General features: G+C 34.6%; 25 protein-coding genes and 2 pseudogenes. 19 read left to right on the plus strand and 8 right to left on the minus strand.

Going from position 1 to position 21983, the window contains the following annotated elements; all coding sequences use genetic code 11:
* Positions 1 to 104 precede the first annotated feature (104 nt).
* Positions 105 to 191 carry a YjcZ family sporulation protein gene (locus LOK41_RS05440; RefSeq protein WP_000505094.1) on the minus strand — a complete coding sequence of 29 codons (87 nt, stop codon included), beginning with the start codon at positions 189 to 191 and terminating at the stop codon, positions 105 to 107.
* A gap of 159 nt (positions 192 to 350) precedes the next feature.
* On the opposite strand from LOK41_RS05440, the gene cls reads away from it, so the two are divergent.
* Both cls and LOK41_RS05450 read left to right on the plus strand, forming a co-directional pair.
* Positions 351 to 1535 (plus strand): cardiolipin synthase, encoded by a 1185-nt coding sequence (cls, locus tag LOK41_RS05445; protein WP_241815593.1) that lies wholly within the window; start codon positions 351 to 353, stop codon positions 1533 to 1535.
* A gap of 32 nt (positions 1536 to 1567) precedes the next feature.
* Positions 1568 to 2026 carry a spore coat protein gene (locus tag LOK41_RS05450; protein ID WP_241815594.1) on the plus strand — a complete coding sequence of 153 codons (459 nt, stop codon included), beginning with the start codon at positions 1568 to 1570 and terminating at the stop codon, positions 2024 to 2026.
* A 44-nt stretch (positions 2027 to 2070) separates the two neighbouring features.
* On the opposite strand, the gene LOK41_RS05455 is transcribed toward LOK41_RS05450, so the two are convergent.
* Positions 2071 to 2856: an SDR family oxidoreductase gene (locus LOK41_RS05455; RefSeq protein WP_241815595.1), complete on the minus strand. Its 786-nt coding sequence runs from the start codon at positions 2854 to 2856 to the stop codon at positions 2071 to 2073.
* A 188-nt stretch (positions 2857 to 3044) separates the two neighbouring features.
* On the opposite strand from LOK41_RS05455, the gene LOK41_RS05460 reads away from it, so the two are divergent.
* Together LOK41_RS05460 and LOK41_RS05465 are read left to right on the plus strand one after the other, a co-directional pair.
* Positions 3045 to 3227, plus strand: coding sequence for a hypothetical protein (locus LOK41_RS05460; RefSeq protein ID WP_241815596.1), 183 nt, complete (start codon positions 3045 to 3047; stop codon positions 3225 to 3227).
* A 112-nt stretch (positions 3228 to 3339) separates the two neighbouring features.
* The gene (locus tag LOK41_RS05465) at positions 3340 to 3960 is read left to right on the plus strand and encodes an NAD(P)-dependent oxidoreductase (RefSeq protein WP_241815597.1); all 621 of its coding nucleotides are present in this window, start codon (positions 3340 to 3342) and stop codon (positions 3958 to 3960) included.
* A gap of 24 nt (positions 3961 to 3984) precedes the next feature.
* On the opposite strand, the gene LOK41_RS05470 is transcribed toward LOK41_RS05465, so the two are convergent.
* The 3 genes from LOK41_RS05470 to LOK41_RS05480 all read right to left on the minus strand — a co-directional run bounded on the left by LOK41_RS05470 (position 3985) and on the right by LOK41_RS05480 (position 6876).
* On the minus strand, positions 3985 to 4467 hold the full coding sequence (locus LOK41_RS05470; protein WP_241815598.1) for a DUF456 domain-containing protein: 483 nt from the start codon (positions 4465 to 4467) through the stop codon (positions 3985 to 3987).
* Position 4468: 1 nt separating this feature from the next.
* The gene (locus LOK41_RS05475; protein ID WP_241815599.1) at positions 4469 to 5776 is read right to left on the minus strand and encodes a hemolysin family protein; all 1308 of its coding nucleotides are present in this window, start codon (positions 5774 to 5776) and stop codon (positions 4469 to 4471) included.
* Between the two features lie 212 nt (positions 5777 to 5988).
* Positions 5989 to 6876, minus strand: a complete 888-nt coding sequence (locus LOK41_RS05480) for a hypothetical protein (protein ID WP_241815600.1) — start codon at positions 6874 to 6876, stop codon at positions 5989 to 5991.
* A 448-nt stretch (positions 6877 to 7324) separates the two neighbouring features.
* Here LOK41_RS05480 and cbpA point away from each other — a divergent pair, with 448 nt between their 5' ends.
* The 4 genes and pseudogenes from cbpA to LOK41_RS05500 all read left to right on the plus strand — a co-directional run bounded on the left by cbpA (position 7325) and on the right by LOK41_RS05500 (position 10601).
* Entirely contained in the window at positions 7325 to 7972 is a 648-nt protein-coding gene (gene cbpA / locus LOK41_RS05485) for a cyclic di-AMP binding protein CbpA (RefSeq protein ID WP_241815601.1), read from the plus strand.
* A 451-nt stretch (positions 7973 to 8423) separates the two neighbouring features.
* Complete coding sequence (brnQ4, locus tag LOK41_RS05490) at positions 8424 to 9761, plus strand: branched-chain amino acid transport system II carrier protein BrnQ4 (RefSeq protein ID WP_241815602.1); 1338 nt, start codon at positions 8424 to 8426, stop codon at positions 9759 to 9761.
* A gap of 66 nt (positions 9762 to 9827) precedes the next feature.
* Positions 9828 to 9978 (plus strand): annotated as a pseudogene (locus LOK41_RS05495) (tRNA-binding protein); the annotation flags it as partial.
* Positions 9979 to 10085: 107 nt separating this feature from the next.
* Entirely contained in the window at positions 10086 to 10601 is a 516-nt protein-coding gene (locus LOK41_RS05500) for a DUF1572 domain-containing protein (RefSeq protein WP_241815603.1), read from the plus strand.
* On the opposite strand, the gene LOK41_RS05505 is transcribed toward LOK41_RS05500, so the two are convergent.
* Positions 10589 to 10888 carry a permease gene (locus tag LOK41_RS05505; RefSeq protein WP_241815604.1) on the minus strand — a complete coding sequence of 100 codons (300 nt, stop codon included), beginning with the start codon at positions 10886 to 10888 and terminating at the stop codon, positions 10589 to 10591. The two genes, LOK41_RS05500 and LOK41_RS05505, sit on opposite strands and share 13 nt — an antisense overlap.
* 26 nt (positions 10889 to 10914) lie before the next feature.
* On the minus strand, positions 10915 to 11208 hold the full coding sequence (locus LOK41_RS05510) for a hypothetical protein (protein ID WP_241815605.1): 294 nt from the start codon (positions 11206 to 11208) through the stop codon (positions 10915 to 10917).
* An 89-nt stretch (positions 11209 to 11297) separates the two neighbouring features.
* Here LOK41_RS05510 and spoIIP (LOK41_RS05515) point away from each other — a divergent pair, with 89 nt between their 5' ends.
* The 4 genes and pseudogenes from spoIIP (LOK41_RS05515) (at position 11298) to LOK41_RS05530 (ending at position 14383) form a co-directional block, all read left to right on the plus strand.
* Positions 11298 to 12452: a stage II sporulation protein P gene (gene spoIIP, locus LOK41_RS05515; RefSeq protein ID WP_241815606.1), complete on the plus strand. Its 1155-nt coding sequence runs from the start codon at positions 11298 to 11300 to the stop codon at positions 12450 to 12452.
* A 212-nt stretch (positions 12453 to 12664) separates the two neighbouring features.
* Positions 12665 to 13161, plus strand: a pseudogene (locus tag LOK41_RS05520) (N-acetyltransferase family protein).
* A gap of 11 nt (positions 13162 to 13172) precedes the next feature.
* The gene (locus tag LOK41_RS05525; protein WP_241815607.1) at positions 13173 to 13913 is read left to right on the plus strand and encodes a M15 family metallopeptidase; all 741 of its coding nucleotides are present in this window, start codon (positions 13173 to 13175) and stop codon (positions 13911 to 13913) included.
* A 23-nt stretch (positions 13914 to 13936) separates the two neighbouring features.
* Positions 13937 to 14383 carry an NUDIX hydrolase gene (locus LOK41_RS05530; protein ID WP_241815608.1) on the plus strand — a complete coding sequence of 149 codons (447 nt, stop codon included), beginning with the start codon at positions 13937 to 13939 and terminating at the stop codon, positions 14381 to 14383.
* Between the two features lie 82 nt (positions 14384 to 14465).
* Here LOK41_RS05530 and LOK41_RS05535 read toward each other — a convergent pair whose 3' ends face one another.
* Entirely contained in the window at positions 14466 to 15698 is a 1233-nt protein-coding gene (locus LOK41_RS05535) for an MFS transporter (protein WP_481748795.1), read from the minus strand.
* A gap of 263 nt (positions 15699 to 15961) precedes the next feature.
* Between LOK41_RS05535 and LOK41_RS05540 the strand changes: the two genes are divergently transcribed.
* The 7 genes from LOK41_RS05540 (at position 15962) to LOK41_RS05570 (ending at position 21978) form a co-directional block, all read left to right on the plus strand.
* Positions 15962 to 16390, plus strand: coding sequence for an NfeD family protein (locus LOK41_RS05540; RefSeq protein WP_241815610.1), 429 nt, complete (start codon positions 15962 to 15964; stop codon positions 16388 to 16390).
* A gap of 2 nt (positions 16391 to 16392) precedes the next feature.
* Positions 16393 to 17361 carry an SPFH domain-containing protein gene (locus tag LOK41_RS05545; RefSeq protein WP_241815611.1) on the plus strand — a complete coding sequence of 323 codons (969 nt, stop codon included), beginning with the start codon at positions 16393 to 16395 and terminating at the stop codon, positions 17359 to 17361.
* 55 nt (positions 17362 to 17416) lie between these two features.
* Positions 17417 to 17668 (plus strand): hypothetical protein, encoded by a 252-nt coding sequence (locus LOK41_RS05550; RefSeq protein ID WP_241815612.1) that lies wholly within the window; start codon positions 17417 to 17419, stop codon positions 17666 to 17668.
* Between the two features lie 15 nt (positions 17669 to 17683).
* On the plus strand, positions 17684 to 18835 hold the full coding sequence (spoIIP, locus tag LOK41_RS05555) for a stage II sporulation protein P (protein WP_241815613.1): 1152 nt from the start codon (positions 17684 to 17686) through the stop codon (positions 18833 to 18835).
* Between the two features lie 203 nt (positions 18836 to 19038).
* The gene (locus LOK41_RS05560) at positions 19039 to 20511 is read left to right on the plus strand and encodes a 4-hydroxyphenylacetate 3-hydroxylase family protein (RefSeq protein WP_241815614.1); all 1473 of its coding nucleotides are present in this window, start codon (positions 19039 to 19041) and stop codon (positions 20509 to 20511) included.
* Positions 20512 to 20663: 152 nt separating this feature from the next.
* Entirely contained in the window at positions 20664 to 21410 is a 747-nt protein-coding gene (locus tag LOK41_RS05565) for an IclR family transcriptional regulator (RefSeq protein WP_241815615.1), read from the plus strand.
* A 19-nt stretch (positions 21411 to 21429) separates the two neighbouring features.
* Positions 21430 to 21978, plus strand: a complete 549-nt coding sequence (locus tag LOK41_RS05570) for an FAD synthetase family protein (RefSeq protein ID WP_241815616.1) — start codon at positions 21430 to 21432, stop codon at positions 21976 to 21978.
* Positions 21979 to 21983 lie beyond the last annotated feature (5 nt).

Genomic DNA, 21983 nt, shown 5'->3' on the forward strand with positions numbered 1-21983 from the left:
AACGTTATTAACTTTATAAGTGATATGAAATGAAAAGCGGACACCTAAATTTAGGTGTCCGCTTTTATAGTTTTTTCATCTACATATCGCCTTAGAGGAGCTAATTAGCAAAAGCAAGCAGCGCCGACGATAATTAAGAGGATAAATAATACAACAAGTAACGCAAATCCATTTCCATGTGCGAAGCCCATTTTATTTCCTCCTTTTATTGTAAGATACAACATACAATATGCAAATTCACTCTTGTTTGACAGGGACATATATCACGAATTTGTGGATTTTTCTTGTATGTTAACGTAAGAAAAAGGAAAGATATAGAAATGACGGCTTTTGAAGAAAGGGTTTTATCCATGAAAAAATGTATAACCATCTTGTTATGTATCATAGGTGTAGTCATATGGATGAACATCGATCTAGAAATGGGGAAGAAAATGACGAATCAACTTGAAATATCACAAATTCGAAATGGGAATTTTCAATTGTATACAAACGGGGAAGATTTGAATCGAAACTTGTTTGAAGATATAAATCGTGCTGAAAAATTTGTTTATCTTCATTTTTATATTGTAGGTAAAGATAAAGTAAGTCGTGATTTCTTACAACTATTAGAGAGAAAAGCATTGAGTGGTATAGATGTGAAATTATCAGTGGACCGTATTGGTGGCTATAAAATTAAGAAAAAAGTGATTCAACGCTTAAAAGAAAAGGGTGTTAAGTTTACTTTTAGTAAAAAACCTAAATTAAAGAATCTTTTTTATTCACTGCATCAACGTAATCATCGTCGTATTGCAGTGATTGATGGGAAAGTTTCTTATGTTGGTGGTTTTAACATTGGAGAGGAGTATCTCGGAAAGGATCCTAAATTCGGGAGATGGCGTGATTATCAACTGCGTATTGAAGGAGATGGAGCAGTTGATATGGAGCGGAAATTTGCAGAAGATTGGCATACGGATACTGGTGAAAAGCTTTCTTTATATAAAGGGAATTCTATACAAGGAAGTGCAAAATATCAGTATATATTTTCTGATGGAAAAGGATTTTGGAAAGAGTATAGTGGACTATTGAAGCAGGCTAAAAAGTCAATTGTTATTGCAACGCCATACTTTGTACCAGGAAAAGAAATGATAAGTGTTTTGCAAGAGGCATTACAGCGTGGAGTTGCTGTAAAAATTCTTGTTCCTTTTAAAAGTGATGCACTGTTGTTAAAACAAGCTGCTTATCCACATTTAAAAAAGATGCTAGATGAAGGAGCGGAAATTTATCAATACCGAGATGGCTTTTTTCATGGGAAGGTGACAATCATTGATGATATAAGTGCTGATGTAGGGACAGCAAATTTTGATATGCGTAGTTTTTATATAAATACAGAATCAGACTGTTTTATCTATGATAAAGCAGTTGTTGCGGAAGTATGGGGGAAATTACAGAAGGATTTTCATGATTCTAAACGATTAACGGACAAAGATTTTGACAAAATTAGTAGTTGGGATTGGTTTCTAGCAAAGGTGGCAAATGTTCTGGCTTTCTATTTATAGGCATATATTTAGAAGAAGGGGGGAGCTATAATATGAGATGCATGGAAGAATTAATGAAGTGTAGTTATGAAGTGATTCATATGATTGGTGAGTGTATGAATAAGGTGAATGATGAAGAACTAGGAAATATATTAAAACAACATTTGCCCTATATTTTACAAGCTTACAATGAACAGGTAAATTTTCAAGAGGGTGAAAATGTACAGCATATAATTTGTGAACAACTGGAGTCTCCCCTTATACAAAATAACATACCAATGAAAGATACCAATAAAAGCGATATCGAAATTGCTATTTCTTATATTTCAAATTTAAAAAGATTAGCACTCAGGTTTGCCCAAGTTGCAGTAGAAGTTGCAAATCCAGAGTTTCGATCTTTTCTGGAAAGTTGTTTCGTTAAAATGAATCGGTATGCATATAGTGTATGGCAATACGTTGTGAAAAGAGAATATAAGATTGGACATATATACGAAAATGAAAAATTTGCATAAAAAACGAGACGGAATAGTAACCGTCTTGTTTTTTTATATAAGAATTATAAACTTTTCACCATTCCACCATCAACAAGAAAAGATTGTCCGGTCATATAAGTATTTGCATCAGATGCAAGGAATGTAGCAAATTTAGCGAATTCACTAGGACGACCATATCTTCCAAGAGGTATAATTGCTTCGTATTGTTTTTGAACGTCTTCTACTGCAATTCCACGTTTTTCGGCAGCTGTTTCATCGAGAGATGCGATGCGGTCTGTAGCAATACGTCCTGGAGCAATGGTATTAATTAAAATGTTATATGGAGCAAGCTCGGATGCTAATGTTTTTGCTAAACCTGTAATGCCGACGCGGAATGTATTTGATAATAGTAATCCGGGAATAGGCTCTTTAATGGAAGACGATGCAATGTTAATAATTTTCCCACCTTTCTGTTTCATATATGGAAGTACTTCACGAATCATACGAACGTAGCTTAATAAATTAAGTTCAAATGAATTGTACCAATCTTCGTCTGTTAATTGTTCAAATGTACCGGGCTTAGGACCGCCGGCATTGTTTACTAAAATATCAATTGCACCAAAGGTTTGTACAGTATATTCTACGGCTTGTTTTATACTTTCTTTATTTGTAACATCACAAACTATATACATGGCGGTACCTTTATTAAGCGTGATTAATTCTGTTTGTAAAGATGCTAGCTTTTCCTCATTACGACTAAGTAGCATAACGTTTGTTCCTTCTTTTATGAGCTCCGTAGCAATTGCTTTTCCTAATCCTTGACTAGAAGCGACAACTAGAGCAGTTTTTCCAGCTAATCCAAGTTCCATATGTATCAACCTTTCTGTTTTATATTACTTTTATTATATGTGAAAACACTGAGAAATTAAAAAGATAAGATTGATGTTATCAGAAAATTTACAAACATTTACCGTATCTTTACTCTTTTCTCATATTTCCTTCAAAAAAGAGAAGTAATATGAGATTGTACATATTCTATCAAAAGGGGGATAAGCAAATGAATAAATGGGTTAAATCTTTAACTGTAATGGCACTTGCGAGCTCTTTATTTCTGGTAGGTTGTAATAATAATGGTGAGGAAGAGAAGAAAGAGGAAGAAACAACAACGCAGCAAGATGAGAAGACAGATCAGGAAACGAGTAAAGATAGCAATTCTTCAGATTCAAAGGAAAAAAAATAATAGCATAGTATTGTATAGTGGAGCTTCCTCAGGTGATGAGGAAGCTTTTTTAGTTGTATATTTTTCGTTTTTGAGAAAAAATAGAGAGAAATAGAGAATAAGGAGCAGAGAGATGAAAATATGCATATTTGGAGCAACTGGAAGAGTTGGGTCACAGTTAATGAAACTAGCATTAAAAGATTCACATGATGTCACAGTATTAGTTCGTAATCAAAATAAGCTTGTAGTAAAACATAACAATCTACATATAGTAGAAGGGGATGTATTACAGGAAAATGATGTGAAGAAAGCGTTAAAGGGGGCTGATATCGTTTTAAGTGCTCTTGGAACTGATGGGAATGGAACCTTATCGGACAGCATGCCTAGTATTATAAAACATATGAAAGAAGATAAGATAACAAGGATTATTGCAATAGGAACTGCTGGCATTTTACAAGCACGAACAAATCCGAAGATATATCGGTTTCAATCGGATGAATCAAAAAGAAGAAGTACGATAGCTGCTGAGGATCATTTATCAGCTTATGTAGCATTAAAAAATAGTGGACTATGCTGGACCGTTGTTTGTCCTACACATTTAGTTGATGGTGAAGAAACAGGGACATACCGGACAGAGATAAATATGTTACCACTGGATGGATCGAAAATTACGATAGGAGATACGGCGCGTTTTGCGTGGTCTTTAATCAAAGAAGAAGTATATGAAAATAGCCGCGTAGGCATTGCATATTAAAAAACCATCCCTGAAAAGGGATGGTTAAAAAAGAATGTAACATACAAAAATGATAATCATAATAATTTGTAAAATCGCTTTTGCCACTGTACTGCTTAAAAAGCCGACGACTGTAGCAATTCCTACCATAAACGCTTCTTGCGGTGTTTTTTTATGCATTATTTCTGTCACGAAAACTGATAGAAATGGAATGATAATGAGACCAAATGGTGGGAAGAAAAAGGAACCGACAATAATAGAAATCATTCCCACGCGTTCGCTCCATTTGGTACTTCCGTATTTTTTTAAGAAGTATCCATTTGCAATAAAATCAGCAACGAAAATAATGATGGTAAAAATGATTTGGAGGATCCAAAAACTTGTTGTTAGCTCCCCGCCATTTATACCAAAATGATAAATAAGATATCCAGCCCACAGTGCAAGTATGCCAGGGATAATTGGATAGATAAACGCAATAAACGATATGATAAAACAAGCAATTATACAAAGTGTTAATAAAACAGTCACTTTATATCTCCTTTTTACTATCTAGTTTATGTACAGCAACTTTCTTAATTTGATGCCCGTCAAGTTCTAAAGCTTTAAATTGGAAACCAGCATATTCAATTGAATATCCAGGTTCAATATTTAGATCAACAGCTTGGGAGAGTAGCCAGCCACCAATTGTATCTAAATCACTATCATCAATATGTAAACCAAACATATCATTTACTTCTGAAATGAGTACTTTTCCATCTAGTACAGTGAGTTTTGGCGTGCGCTTTTCAATCATTGGTGATTCATCTGCATCAAACTCATCTTGAATTTCACCAATAATTTCTTCAATAATATCCTCCATTGTTAATAGTCCAGCTGTTCCGCCGTATTCATCCATTACAATTGCCATTTGCACACGGTTCTTTTGAAGATGAATTAATGTTTTACGGATGGGCACTGTTTCAAATACAGTTAAGACTGGATGTATATAAGCTTCTAAAGGTTTATGAATCCCCTTCGTTTGATCGTGAAAAATTTCTTTTGTATTTAGCATCCCGATAATATCATCTTTATCTTTTTCAATAATCGGATAACGTGTATATTTTTCAGATGCCACGATGTCCATATTTTCTTCTAATGTATTTTCGATAGATAGACAAACCATTTCTGTACGAGGTACCATAATCTCTTTGGCAACACGATCATCAAATTCGAAAATATTATTTACATATTTATATTCAGTTTGATTAATTTCACCACTTTTAAAGCTTTCACCTAAAATCAATCGTAATTCTTCTTCTGAGTGAGCAAGTTCATTTTCTTTTGCTGGTTCTAAGCCAAATAGTTTTGTAAAGAATACGGCTGTACTATTAAGCAACCAAATGAAAGGATACATGATTCGATCAAACCAAATGAGTGGCTTAGCAAATTTCAATGCAATTGCTTCAGCTTTTTGAATCGCGAAAGATTTTGGAACAAGTTCCCCTAATACAACATGGAAAAAAGTAATGATACTAAATGCAATGATGAATGATAGTGTATTAGCCATTGTGCCAGTAATGTTTACTTTTTCAAATAAGGGTCGTAGTAAGTGTTCTACAGTTGGTTCGCCAAGCCAACCGAGTCCTAAAGAAGTGATGGTAATACCAAGCTGACATGCTGATAAGTACACATCTAAGTTAGAAACAACACTTCTGGCAGCTAATGCTTGCTTATTTCCTTCATTTGCAAGCTGATCAATTCGGCTTTTTCGTACTTTTACCACCGCAAATTCAGATGCCACGAAAAAGCCAGAAATGAGAATAAGTACAAAAATGAGAAAAATATTTAATATGTCCAAGTGTGTTCTCTACCCCGAAGCGGGAATAAAGATGTCACCTCCTGCAAGTATGTTATACTTTTATAATAAATCGAAATGAAAATAATAGTCAAAGGAAATGAGTAAATATTGGAATTTTTTTCTAAACATTCATGAATTTGTTGGTATTTTACCCTGAATAAAAGGGGAATAACCCTCCATTTTGAAAAGGAGGGAGCTTGTTTAAAGTTAATTTATTTAATTATTGTTTTTGAGATAGCGTAAGTTTGATGTTTAGACTGGTTTGTTGTCCATGCAGATTGAAGAAAGGAAAGAATGATATACGGAATATAAATGAGTAGCAGTCCAATTGTAATAACAGTTGGTGAATTTCCTCCAAATTGAATCATAAATTGTAGCAATCCTTTCGTATGAAAAATACATTCCATATAAAAAAATGACAGAATAATGGAGCTTAAAATAGATTTATGGTTTGAAGCTATTGCCATAAATAGCGTATTAATAAGAAACGATGAATTACGTATATTATGTTCTTCAGTGTTATTTAAAAACGGAATCCATTTTTTGATTGCCTGTATAACGATAATCATTGATGTACTACATATGATGATGAGGGAAGAAAGAAATGGAATGGTTATGTACCTTGCAATGTATAAAGAAATTAAAATGATAGAACATTGTAATAGAGCAGTACTGAATGAGTATGGAATCCAGCGCAATATTGAAATGTACTTTTTAAATTGCTTTGGTGTTTTTAAGAATAAACGTCCAATTGCTAGGCTAACGAAAAAACCAATTGCTAGTGTGAGCGTAAAGCGAACGATTGATAAAAAGTATACTTCCCATATATAAGGGAATAGAAGGGGAGAGTGTCCTGGAACATGTACCGTTGTAGTAGAATCTATAATAGGTTGAGATGAAAAAAGAATGGATTCACGTATCCAATCAATCATTGGAATAGAAATGGACGGGAAATGAGCGAAATTATAAAAAATCCCAAGTAAACCTTTTAAATAAGAAGATTCATGCGTTAATAATATAGCGGGAAGAGGGCTTATGATAAGAATGATTAGGAATCCAATTAAAAAGCGATATGTGTAAGAACGAAATAATGAAGACATAATTGCTCACCTACTCTTTGAATATTCAGAAAATTCTTATTATTATTATTATTATTCTAACGTTTTTTTGGACAAGTTACAATATCTTTTTTTTTACATATGGGTATAAGTTACGATACTTAAGTAATTCATTTGCAGGAAGCTCGGCATTATTTACGAAGTTAAATATAATGATAAAAAGCGAAGCCCCATTTACAAAGGAAAACTTCCATCAGTGGAGGATTCATGAATGAGGATGTTACTTCTAGTTAATTCAGGATAATTTTTCTAGTCGGCAATTAGGTACAGAATGATAAGCTATTAACTTTTTCAAAAAATGAATCATTCATGAACAAATGATGACAACAATACAGGGAGTTTTCAGAAAAGTAAAATAAAACGTTTATTTTTTTCTGAAAATATAATATAGTTATGGCACAGAAAGTATTTTAACATAAGGAGGCTTTTTATGAGGATTAAAGGGAACTATGTGCCTAAAAAGGAAGTACTATTTTGTTCTAATTCATTTACAGTTGGAGAAGCGCTGGATCATTTAAATAAAACTGGTTATCGTTGTGTTCCAGTTTTAGATGCAAAACAAGGGAAATTTCTAGGAAATGTGTACAAAGTAGATATTTTAGAATATAAAGGATCGTTAGAAGATGATTTATCAGAATTGTTAAATGATAAAGAAGGGTATGTGAGGGAAGATTCTTCTTTCTTCAAAGTATTCTTTACTATTAAGAAGTTACCATACTTATCAGTAGTAGATGAAAAAGGGATATTCTTGGGGATTTTAACTCATAAAAAGGTGTTTGAACTATTAGAAGATGCATGGGGAGTTCATTCTAGTGTATACTCTGTCATGGTTGGAACGCAGGATTATAATGGAGCCATTCAAAAATTATCCACCGTTCTAAAAAAATATAGTGGTATTCAAAGTTTAATGACATTCGACAATAATGCTTTATTAGTGCGTAGAATTATGTTCACACTAGGTGAAGAATTTAAAGCAGAAGAGTTAGAAATTTTATTAAAGGATTTAGAAGATCATGGATTTCGTGTTGTATACGTAGAAGAAATGAATAATCCACGTGAAGTGGAAACAATAGAGTAGAAGATGAAAGGCCATCTGTATGATTTAGGTGGCTTTTCATTATATATAGGAAGAGAAAACCTATCGTTATTTAAAAATAACAAAATGAACAGTAGCTTATTTGTTTATAAAATATTTTTCTAAAAGAATAATGAAAGGTTTGCATACTATTTAGTTTTTCTAAAAATTTCGTATAAAAAATATGTTTTTATTTTTCAACTAAATGTGTTACTATATGTTTGACAAAAGCAAAGAGGTCTGACCTAGTAACTCTGTGGTATAACACTCTGATGTTTTGAATATTCTAAAAAATCAAAATTATTAATCAGAGTAAGAAAAGGGGAAATGGAGAAATTATGGGAAAAGACATTGCTTTTTAAGGGGTATATATAATCACTATGGATAGAGAGGAGGATGCATAGTATATTGTGAAAGAGACAAAAACAATGAAGACATGCTATGCAAAAGAGAGATGAAGGGACGATTAAGGCCAGGAGATACACTAGCAATCGGTTTAATGTTATTTGCATTATTTTTAGGAGCAGGAAATTTAATTTTCCCGCCGGTATTAGGTCAACAAGCAGGAGAAAATGTTTGGATTGCCACAATTGGATTCCTTGTGACAGGAGTCGGACTTCCTCTATTAGCTGTAACGGCTGTCGCTTTTGTAGAAGGGGATTTGAAAGCGCTATCTTCTAGAGTGCACCCCATATTTGCATTTATTTTCCCACTGATTAGTTATTTAGCAATTGGACCATTCTTTGCCATCCCACGTACAGGAGCGGTTTCTTTTGAAATGGGGATGAAACCATTTTTAACGGAAACAATGGCTTCAGAATGGTACATGTTGTTTCTCTACACAGCAGTTTTCTTCGGTATTACGTGGTACTTATCATTAAACCCATCAAAATTGATTGATTGGTTTGGCAAGTTTCTAACTCCATTATTAGTATTAATTGTTGCTGTAATTGTAGGGAAAGCCATTATCGATCCAATCGGAGCACCCGCTGCACCTATAGAGGCATATAAAGAGAATGCGTTTTTTGGTGGATTTATTCAAGGATACTTAACGATGGATGCGATTAGTGCACTTGTCTTTGGCATCGTTGTTGTACAAGTTATTCGTTCAAAAGGGATAAAAGAGAGTGGACAAATTGCAAAAACAACAATTGTATCCGGCATTATTGCTGTATTAGGTTTAACATTAATTTATTTATCACTTGCTTATCTTGGTTCGACAAGTACATCACTTGGCGTTTCTGATAATGGAGGTCTTATTTTAACGAAAGTTGTTAATGAGTTATATGGAACGAGTGGCAAAATATTATTGGCCCTTGTTATTACACTTGCTTGTTTAACAACTTCAGTTGGACTTACATCAGCGTGTGCAGGATTCTTTACAAATTTATTCCCAAAATTATCACATAAAATGATCGTGACATTGGTATGCGTGTTTAGTTTAGTTGTATCAAACTTAGGGTTAACACAGCTTATTGCTGTAACATTGCCAGTATTGATGATTATTTATCCTGTTGCGATTGTACTAATTGTACTGTCTTATTTCCATAAATGGATCGGACAGCGAAATACAATATATATCGGTGCAATTTTGGGCGCATTAGTAATTAGTATATTTAACGGCTTAGAAAGTGTAAATATTAAGTTCGATGCAATAACAAATGTCCTGCAAATGCTTCCTCTATATAAAGAAGGCATTGGATGGTTATTACCATCCTGTATTGGTGGGGTTATCGGTTACTTTTTATATAAACCAAATGAATCAAGTGAGTTACAAAAGAAAGGTGCTTAGGCATCTTTCTTTTTTAGAGGGAATTTGTATGTTTTGTCTAAATATTAGCTTGGAAGGAGTGATGAAATGGATAATTTTGAAGGTTTTTACAGTTAGATGTACGTGTAGGAACGATAAAAAAGCAGAAGAGTTTAAAGAAGCGCGTGTACCTGCGATTAAGTTAGAAATTGACTTTGGTGAACTTGGTATGAAGCAGTTCAGTGCTCAAATTACAGAATTTGTGAGCGGGAAAGCCCACGTGCTTTAGCCATGAAGTGGTCAATGCAGCTAGATATAAAAATCCCTAATGGAACACCAATTAGTTAATAGGGGAGAGGATTAAGAATGGATGTTGGAAAGGTCTATTTAGAATGTGCGATTTCAAACTTCAAGGCGATGCAAAAGCAAGGAGAACGGACACTTTTACAGTTATCATATGAACAAATCAGTTGGAAGCCTCATGAAGAAGCAAATAGTATTGCAATTATAATCAAACATTTACATGGGAATATGCGCTCAAGATGGACGGACTTTTTAACGACAGATGGTGAAAAGCTAGATCGAAATCGCGATGGTGAATTTGAAGGGGGTTATGCTTCAAAAGCAGAAGTGCTAATAGCATGGAAAGTAGGGTGCGAGTATGTTTTTCAAGCGCTGCAATCATTAACTCCGCAAGACCTTTTAAAGATCGTGCATATTCGAGGGGAAGCCCATAGTGTTATGCAAGCGATTGAAAGGCAGATTGCTCATTATGCATCACATATTGGACAAATTATTTATGTTGGAAAATTGCTGAAAGAAAAAGAGTGGAAGTGTTTAAGTATTCCGAAAGGACAGTCAAATCGCTATCAGCGAAAGTGACGTTCAATATAATAGTAAGAAATGAAATGGTATAGAGTAGGTACTAAAAAGAAGATCCAAATAACTGATGGATCGCTTATGGTTAAAATACTCCCTATAGCGAGAGTATACCAAATGAAATATGCTCCAAATAGCGTATTAATAGGAATAAAACTGGAAAAGAAAACTTGTTGGTTAAAACAAGTGTTGTGGAATAAGTAGATGCGTATGTAAAACATTGTGGTAACAAGATCTTGCTTTCTGGTAATTGTTTTTTTGCATTTATGACAAATAAAAGTTGGTCTCATTTTTACACTCCATTAAAAAATAGGTATTATGTTCTTCTTACATTTGTTACTAGTTTATAAATAAGGAGATATAAAGAATATACTCCTATATAAGCCCCGGTGATGAGAAATAATGGATTCAACAAGACACCGTGGATGGTTGTCATAAATACTAATCCGTGCAGCACAACATCATATATGCTAAAAGCAATTAGTACACCAAGTATATATAATGAAAGATATGCACAAATATCTAAGAAAACACGAATTTTAGGATGTGCTGCAAATAATAAAAAAACACCGGATAAAACAATAGGAACTATACCGATAATTAGCTTCAATTCATTTCACCTCTATGACAATATAGCCGAAATTTAGGCGGTCTATTCTCTATAGCTTGTACATAAGTTGGAACAGAGAGGGTGATGTTATGAATCGAGGCTTTTTTTATGTGAAACTAACAAGTGTACGTAAGCTTATTGTATTTGTTGTCCTTATGATGTTAGCAACTTTTTTTCTTATTAGTATGATGGTGACTTCATTGAAAGAAACAAAGTCAGCATATTTATATAATTGGTTGAATGAGTTATCAATGAATGGATATATGTATGTGATTGGAAAGGAAAATCATTATTTTACACAAGAATATCGAAATTTAAATCGAGATTTTTCGATTTCATCTTTTCTTTTTTCAACAGCGACAAATATTCGTTTTGATGATGTGCGTAGTTTCGTCGGAAAAGAACTTCCTGGGTTTGGAAAATATGATACAGAAATTGTCATTGCTGGTGAAGGGACCGATTATTCTAATTTACCAATAGAATCAAGTGTTCCGCTTGAAGAATTGGTGAAAGAAAGAACGGGAGAAACTGGACAGGTTCCTAAAACGGATACAAATAAAGAAAAGAAAGAACCTGCTCAAACGACGGGGAAAAGACAAGTTGCATTTATCTATCATTCTCACAGCTGGGAGTCTTATTTGCCGTTATTAAATTTGACAAATAATCCAAACGCAAATAAAGCGACGAGTTCTGTGACGAATATTTCTATTTTCGGAGATAGATTCCGTGAACAATTAGAAAATGAAGGAATAGGAGCAGTTCTTGATAAAACAGATGTTGGGAAGAGACTGATTAGTAGAGGGTTAAATGATACAAGTTCTTACAAAATGTCTCGGGAAATTGTACAGGAGGCGATGGCAGGCAATAAAGAACTACAATACTTTTTTGATTTACACCGGGATAGCGCTCGTAAAAATGTCACGACAAAAGCAATTGGAGATAAATCGTATGCGAAGCTTGCTTTTGTCATTGGAAAAGGGAATAAAAATTACGCCCAAAACTTACAATTAGCAACTGCACTACATGAAGCGATTAATAAAAAATATCCAGGTGTAAGTCGAGGAGTTATACAAAAGGGGTTTCAAACAGGGAACGGTGTTTATAATCAGGACTTGTCAGGACAAGCAATTTTAATTGAAGTAGGGGGTGTAGATAACACCTCTGAAGAATTAAATCGTTCCATCGATGTATTGGCGAAAGCATTTAGTGAATATTTTTGGCAAGCAGAAAAGGTGAATGGATAAACGTAGGCGTGGTGCTTACGTTTTTTTGTTCAAAAAGAATAGGAAAATAGGAACCAAGCTCTTTTTATAAAAAGAATTTTATCTTCATTATACTAATATCGAAATTTGTCTATTTCTCCTGTGAAAAATAGAAAGGTATTTCATAAAAAAATAGCGAAATCCTCTTTATAGATAAGACTTTTTTACATTATAAAATCGACAGGGTGATAGAGATGATACGAGAAATTCAAGTAGAGGACGCAGCAGCATTTTTATTGTTAGGAAAACAATTAGATGAAGAAACTTCTTTTATGTTATTGGAACCAGGGGAACGGAATATGACAGTGGAGCAGCAAGAAAGTATGATTAAACGCTTTATAGAAAACAATAATTCTACAATATTTGTAGCAGTAGAAGGTGAGCAATTAGTCGGATTTATTTTAGTTAATGGTGGTAATGTGCAAAGAAACAAACATGCAGCAGCGATTGTAATTAGAATTTTACAAGAGTATAGCGGAAAAGGAATTGGAACAGATTTGTTTAAAGAGGTAGAGATATGGGCAAAATTACATGATGTATGGCGTTTAAAACTAACAGTAATGGCCCATAATACGCGAGCTCAAGTACTATATAAAAAAGTAGGATTTGAACAAGAAGGTGTCAAAAAGCTTCTCTCATTGTTGGTGGGGAAAATATCGACGAGTATTATATGGCCAAATTATTAAAATAAGAGGTCGTTTTATGAAAAAAAGGTGGACACTGCTGAGTGTCGTAGTAGTTGCAATTATTATTGGAGTAGCAGGCATTAACTATAAAATGTATAAAGATAAGCAAGCACAAGAAGTGAATAGTATAGTTACATTTCCAAAAGAGCAAGAAACTATTGCTCAAGTAGAAGGAGATATTGCAGTTGTGAATAATCCGGATTCTATACTTGTGCTTGTAAATAAAAGTAGACGGTTACCGGATCGTTATAAGCCGCAAGATTTAGTCGTTCCAAAAGTGCGTTATTCAAGTGAAGGAGATCAAGAGAAGAAGAAAATGAGGAAAGAGGCAGCACAGGCACTTGAAAATATGTTCAAGCAAGGTGATCAAGAGAGGGTTTTTCTCTTTGCAGTCTCAGGTTTCAGGTCTTTTGATCGACAAAAAGCACTAAATACAATGTATAAGATTCAAGATGGAGAAGCGAAAACAGCGATGTCGAGTGCGGTACCAGGAACGAGTGAACATCAAACGGGACTCGCGATGGATATTACATCACAATCTGCCAAGTTTCAATTAGAAGCCATTTTTGGGGATACAAAAGAAGGGAAATGGCTAGCTGAAAATGCACATAAATTTGGCTTTGTCATCCGATATACAAAAGAGAAGGAATCGATTACGGGTTATCGGTATGAACCGTGGCATGTACGCTATGTAGGAAATCCACAAGCTACGTATTTATATGAAAATCAACTCACCTTAGAAGAAGCAATGAAATAATGAGTTGAGGGGAGAGGGGATAGATGACGATGTTATATAAGAAAAAGGTATACGCATACATTACAAGGGAGAAAGAAGGAGTTATGCAGCTACTTGTTTTTACACATCGTGATATGCCAGAAGCGGGTATACAGGTTCCGGGTGGAACAGTTGATGAGGGAGAAAAATTAGAAGAAGCAGTACTGCGTGAAGTGTTAGAAGAGTCGGGTTTACGGCATGTATATATAGAACGTTTCATTGGTGATTATATCATTCATGTGAAAGAAAAACAGGAATATCAAAAACGCCACTTTTTTCATATTTCGCTGCTAACACATGTAAAGGATACATGGGAACATATGGTAAGTGCGGGAGAGGACGACCGAGGCTTAGTGTTTTGTTATGAATGGGTTGATATCGAAAAATGCCCTGTATTAGCAGGAAATCAAGGCGAATTTATTTATTTACTTGAAGAGATGTATGTGAAATGAAAAGATTTGTTCATGCACTAAAAAACGTTTTAGACAGATTTTGTTCGTCTAAGACGTTTTTTTATTTTCCTTGAATGTGTAATCAAAGAGAAACATCCTTTTCTTGCTGCTTCGTATGTTTTAACAAAATAAAAGATAAACAAGCAGAGCATAAAATGAGAAAAGCAGCAATGATATATATTGTCAGGACACCGAACATATCGGTAATAATACCGACGCTTAGCATAGAAATTCCGGAAACAGCCGAAATAAGTGTGCCGTGAGCTGTATATATTTTTGATAATAGAGGTGGTGGCATGCTTGATTGTAAAACGGTTGTTTGAGAAATATCCCTAATTTGATAAGCAGGTCCCATTAGAATGCAAAGGAGCAGTGCAATAAATCCGTTGCTTGTTATGCCATATAAGAAAGTGAGCACACTAAATAGAAGTGATCCTAAAGCCATTGAGCGTATTAAGTTATTTTGAATATACGTACTTATTCGCCATGCTAATAATCCCCCAATTAATGTTCCGATATAGTAGCTTGTATTAATATAGCCCCACCATTCTTCTCCTTTATGAAGAGCGGTTGTTACATACGCCATCGTAATGCCCCCAATCCAAATCGTTCCAGCAAATGTTTCGATTAAATCCATATATATCACTGTACGGAGAGGTGGATGTTGGAATAATAGTTTCCAACCCTCTATTAAAGTAGCAAATTTAGAAGCTGACTTTTCTGTTGTTTGTTCAACTTGTATAGTGCGCAATGAAATGTATAATGCAATACATCCCAAAATCATTAATATGTTGTTTATCATAAGTGTAGAAGTAGCTCCAATGAAAAGGACAACTAAACTAGTGAACGAATAAGCAGCTGCTTGAACAATTTGTGTTGAAAAGGAAAAGACACTATTAACTTTTACTAATTTTTCTTGTGAGGTGAGGCGTGGAATAACAGCGTATAATAAAGGAGAACTCCAGCCCCCACATAATGAAATGAGAATAATAAAAATAAGAAGGGCAGTGATGTTAGATGATAGTAAGGGAAATAGTGCGGTTAAAAGAATCAAAAGGAAAGTCCTAATCCCTTGTAATGTAAAAAGTAAGGAATAAGATCGGAAACGGTTCATTAAAAGTGGTGCAGATATACTTGCAATAAAACTAGCGATGACTCCTAGTAATGGAAAAAGAGCAGTAATGGTAGCAGATTTGGTCGTTATATAAATATGAGTAGTAAGAATCATTACATACATAACATCAGCGAGAGTGATGCACATTTTGGAAAACCAGTAAAAAGACAATGATTGTTGGTGCAATATTAGTACCTCCATCCAAATGATAATTAATTTTTATTTATATTCATTATAATCTGATGAATAGAGTTTTGAAATAATTTTATTTTTTGTAACTTTTATACAGGGATTTTCATGTATAATAAAGAATATATTAATATACTATTTTAGCAATACTCATTGTAGCAGTGAATATGTATAGTAGCTTCCGTTGAAACGTCCTGTATTCATGAGGAGGACGTGATAAACAATTCTTTTTTTCATATACATATAGAAAATAAAAAAGAAAGTGAGGGTTGCATATGGCTGGATGGGTAATTTGGTTTATTATAGCTGGTATTTTATTTATCGCAGAAATGTTATCGATTACCTTTTACATGTTATGGCTTGGAATTGGAGCGGTTGTCGGAGGTCTAATTGCACTATTTGCCCCAGAAGCGCTATTCCTACAAGTTGTTGTAGGGGCGATTGTAAGTTTAACATTAACTTTCTTTACGAAACGAATCTCTAAAAATTTTCGAGAGGCGAAGGGGTTTACTGATACTGTCGATAAACTGACTGGCAAACAAGGAATTATCGTGCAAGCGATTACAACTGGAGAGAATGGAATTGTGAAAGTGGATGGAGATACTTGGACTGCGATTTCAGATGTTCCCATTTCCGCTGGAGAAAAAGTTATTGTTATAAAGAGGAGCAGCACTGTTTTACATGTGAAAAGGGAGAGTGAATAAAAATGGTAGCATTAACATTAACGATTATTTTTGCATTAATTGTTGTTGTATTTGTAGCATTAACAATTAAAATCATTTCACAACAAAAGGTGGCAGTTATTGAAAGATTTGGTAAATTCCAACGCATCATGCATCCGGGTTTAAACATTTTAATTCCTATTGTAGATCGTGTTCGTGTTTATCATGATTTACGTATTCAACAAACAAATGTACCGCCGCAAAAAGTGATTACGAAAGATAACGTACAAGTAGAAATTGATACGATTATTTTCTATCAAATCGTGGAACCGGAACTTGCAACATACGGTATTTCAAATTATGAATATGGTGTTCGTAATATTACATCTGCAACAATGCGTCAAATTATTGGTAAGATGGAACTGGATGAAACGTTATCAGGACGTGAAAAGATTTCAACAGAAATTCGTTTAGCACTCGATGAAGCGACAGAAAAATGGGGCGTTCGTATTGAACGTGTAGAAGTAGTGGATATTAATCCGCCAAAAGATGTGCAAGCAGCAATGGAAAAACAAATGAAAGCAGAGCGTAATAAGCGTGCAATTATTTTAGAAGCAGAAGCAGCGAAACAAGATAAAGTCCTTCGAGCTGAAGGGGAAAAACAAAGTAAAATCTTGATGGCTGAAGGGGATAAAGAAGCGCGTATTCGCGAAGCCGAAGGTATACGAGAAGCAAAAGAGCTGGAAGCACAAGGGGAAGCAAGAGCGATTGAAACGATTGCGAAAGCAGAACAAAACCGTATTGAATTAATACGTGAAGCTGACTTAGATGAACGCGTTCTTGCTTATAAATCATTTGAGTCATTGGCCGAGGTTGCAAAAGGACCTGCCAATAAAGTCTTCATTCCATCAAATGCAATTGAAACACTTGGTACACTTGGTGCAATTGGAGAAATTTTTAAAGAAAAACAAGCGAAAAAATTGCCTTCTTCTGATACACCGAAAGAACAATAGCAACGAGAAAGAGAAATGGGCTGCCATTTCTCTTTTTTGTTTAGGAGGTGATGGAGTGAACCGAACTTTGAAAGTTTTGGAAATCTGCGGAACTGTAGCATTTACATTGATTTGGTGCTGGGTGATGAAAGATATTATTTTTCATACATACTTAAATTATTCTGTTTGGTTACATTGGCTGTATATCGCTTGTTTTTCTATAAGTTCTATTAACGCATATCTATCAAATAAAAGGGTATTTGCGTTACTACTCTTTTTAGCGGTTATATTAAATGTAACAAGTCTAGTGAAAATGTATATTATATAAAGCTTGTACATACCCATGTATAAAGAGGGTGATACATTGAAAAAGTATGCAACTCGTATACATGGAAAGAAATTCCCATTTTTAATCTTATCATATGTATTTGTAGTGATAGTAGTGGCGTCTATTGTAACTTCACTTTTACATACAATGAAATCGTATTATGCGAGTCAGTGGTTTGGTAAAGTTTCGATGCAAGGTTTTGTGCAAATGTTTGAGAGTGAAAATCGCTATTTTGCATCGGATTATTTTAAAACGAATAAACGAGAATCAATTGGGAATGTGTTATTTTCTATTGCGACGGATCTTAAAATACAAGATTTAAGAACGTTTGTTGGGAAAGAAGTGCCAGGGATGTCAAAGTACTATTCTCATATTATCGTAGCTGGAGAAGGAACGGACTATACAAACATTCCGAATGAATCGAGTGTCCCGATTGAAGAGATAACGAAAGAGCGAGAAGTGGCAAAAGATAAAGTCACAGAAGCAGGTAAAAAGAATCCTGTACAAAAAAATAAAAACAATGTAAAAGGTGAGAGCGCCGTATATATTTATCACACGCATAGTTGGGAATCTTTCTATCCATTGTTACCTGGAGCGGAAAATCCATCAAGTCCTGATGTAAATGTCTCGCTTTTAGGCGAACGTCTAAAAGAACAGTTGGAAGGACAGGGAATACCTGTTCTTCATGATAAAACAAACATGGGGGATTTATTAGCGAATAAGAAATGGAAATGGTATCAAGCATATACCGCATCTCATGGATATGTAAAAGAAGCATTAGCGCAAAATGATAAAATTATGTTTCCAATTGATATTCACAGGGATGATCAGCGGAAGAATGTTACGACAAAAGTGATTAATGGGAAATCTTATGCGAGACTATATTTTATTATTGGAATGGAGAATAAAGGACGTTCCCATAATGAAAAGATTGCAAGAGCAATAAATTCATATTTAGATGAAAATTATTACGGATTAAGTAGAGGGATTTTCCCGAAATATAAAAAGGACGGAAATGGGGTTTATAATCAAGATTTATCTCAAAACGCAATGCTTATTGAAGTTGGTGGTGTTGATAATAATTTGGAAGAACTGTATAACACAATTGGTGTTTTGACAGAAGCGTTTAGTAAATATTATTGGGATGCAGAGAAGGTGAATGAATGATGTAAGAGAGGGACAGGAAACTGTTCCTTTTTTATATGTCCCTTAAAAATTTTACTGGAATTTCATAATGTGAAATAAGGCAGTCGTTTCGAGTAGAGATTGGTTTATAATAATTAATAATTCTGTCAATTAAAAAGAGTGACTAGAATTTCTAAACTTATTTGTATAATAAACTTCAAAATGTATATATTGGAGGGGTAAAAATGGCGATTCGAACAGGGGCTCAGTATATTGAAGGATTAAAGGCGAGAAATCCTGAAATTTGGATTGGTGGAAGAAGAGTAACGGATGTTGTAAATGAAGATGTTTTTCGGGAACCGATTTTACAAATTGCTAAATTGTATGATATGCAACATGATCCAGAGTGTCAGGACAAAATTACCCATATATGTGAAGAGACAGGAGAACGGATTTCCAATGCATTTTTAGTACCAAGAAATTATGAGGATTTAAAAGCGCGTCGGGAATTATTTGAGGTGTGGGCAAAAGCGACGTTTGGTTTAATGGGAAGAACGCCAGACTTTTTAAATGTTACAGTCACTTCAATGGCAAGTAACTCTTGGTTTTTTGAAAAGTTCGATCCTGAATGGGGAAAAAATATAAAAAATTATTATAAACATATACGTGATCAAGATTTGTTTTTAACACATGCGATTATCAATCCACAAAATGATCGAAGTAAAGCTTCACATCAGCAAGAAGATGCAACGATGCACTTAGGTGTGGTGAAAGAAACGGAGGAAGGAATGTATGTAAGTGGCGCGAAAATGCTAGCAACACTTGCTCCAATTACAGATGAAGTAATCATTTACTCCTATCCAAGTTTTAAACCAGGTGATGAGCGTCATGCGATTTCTTTTGCAGTTCCAATTGATGCACCAGGATTAAGGATTCTTTGTCGCGAGCCAATGCAAGATGGCAAACGTTCTTTGTTTGATCATCCACTGGCTTCAAGGTTTGAAGAAATGGATGCATTACTTGTTTTTCATAATGTATTCATCCCTTGGGACAAAGTATTCATTTATCAAAGTGTAGAAGCTGGAAATCAACTGTATCCGAAAACTGGAATTGGACATCAGCCTGCGCACCAATCGGGAGTAAGAGGCCTAGTGAAACTTTCTTTTGCAGCTGAAATAGCTATAAAGCTAGCAGATTCAATTGGAGTAGATGGTTTTTTAAATGTACAAAATCAGTTAGCGGAACTTATGCAAGATGTAGAAACAATTCGTGCTCTCTTACAAGTAGCAGAATATGAGTATGAAACGAATGCATATGGCGAAGCTGTTCCTGCGAGATTACCGCTTGATACAATACGTAGTTTATTACCAAAAATGTATCCACGAGCTATTGAAATTATTCAAACCATTGGTGCTGGTGGACTGTTGATGTCACCAACGGGTGCTGATTTTATGAATCCAGAGATTCAAGATGATATGCATAAATATTATATTGGGCGTGAAGGGATATCTTCTGAGGAACGTGTGCGCTTATTTAAACTCGCTTGGGATTTATGTGGTGAAGCTTTTGGACAACGTTTATTACAATATGAGCGTTATTATTCTGGTGATCCAGTTCGAAAAATGGGGATGTTTTATAACGCGTATAAAAAGCAGCAATCTCTTTCTCTTGTGAATAATGCTTTGCAAACAAGTTCGTCTGAAAGTGCATTAAGTTAAACTCAAAAATGTTCACGCTTACATTTTGGGTGAAAAAGGAAGGAGCTACAAATAGATAACAAGAATTTTACTGTTAGGATGTAAATCTTCTTATATGTTTAGCTATATATGAACCTGAAAATATGTAACTGGAATAGGGGAGGTAAGTTATTTTGATCGCTTCTATCAGTAAAATTTGCAAAATTCTAAATTGTTTCACGAGTGATGAACCAGTATTAGGAAACTCTGAAATTGCAGCGAGATTAAATATGAATCCGAGTACAGTTCACCATCTTGTTCGTACATTATGTGAAGAAGGGATGCTTATTCAAGATGAGCAAAGAAAATATCGATTGGGTTGGAAATTGTTAGAGTGGGGCAATCAAGTGATGTTCCAACAAGAGATTTATAGTGGGGCAATTCCCATTGTAGAGGAACTTGTGAAGAAATTTAATGGAACAGTACATATTGGTATGTTTGATCGAGGAGACGTTGTATTTATTTTGAAAGTTTCATCAAAGGATTCAGTTCAAATTTCAACTCATGTTGGATCTAGAAAGCCTGCATATTGTACAAGTACGGGAAAAGTACTTCTTTCATTTAACCCTTCTTCTTTAGAGTACACTTCAGAGCATGCGCTTTTGCCTAGGGCACCAAATACAATTACCTGTATGAAGAAATTTCAAAAGGAGCTACAGACAATTCGTAAGCAAGGATATTCCATAAGTGATAACGAAAACGAGCATGGTTTATATGGTATTGCAGCTCCTATCCGTTCTTACACTGGAAGAACGATTGCGGCTCTTAATATAGTTGGTCCAGTCACGTATATGCAAGGAAGCAATCGCCAAGTGATGATTCGAAGTGTGATGCATACTGCAAATTTGATTTCAAAGGAATTTGGCTATTTAGATATTTGACACCGATTAAAAAAGAGAGGTGAAAATCATTTATATACATGATAATTATGTACCAAAATTAATAAAATCGATTGTTTCCATTGGGGCTTTTGATGGTGTTCATAAAGGACATCAAACTGTTATTAGAAACGCGGTGGAGAAATCTAAAGAATTGAAAATTACAAATGTCGTGTATACATTTGATCCACCACCACGTACTTATTTTCAGGGAGCTGAAGTATTAACATCAATTGATGAGAAATTAAATCGATTTCAAGACCTTGGTGTTGAACATGTAGTTGTGAATCGTTTTGATGAATCGTATGTAACGAGAACGGCTAGTCACTTTATTCAAGAGTTACAAAGGCTATGTCCAGCTGGAATTTATGTAGGAGAAGACTTTCGATTTGGAAAAAATCGCGAGGGTGATATAGAGCTACTGATGAAATATTTTGCAGTTTCTATCGTTGAAGAGATTTGTTGTGAAGATGGGGAACGAATTTCTTCAACGAGGATCCGAAATCATTTGTTTCAAGGAGAATTACAAAGGTCTCATTCCTTATTAGGATGGCCTATTAAAACACTATAAGTGAA

Source organism: Bacillus sp. TL12 (assembly GCF_022625245.1).
Classification (GTDB): Bacteria; Bacillota; Bacilli; order Bacillales; family Bacillaceae_G; genus Bacillus_A.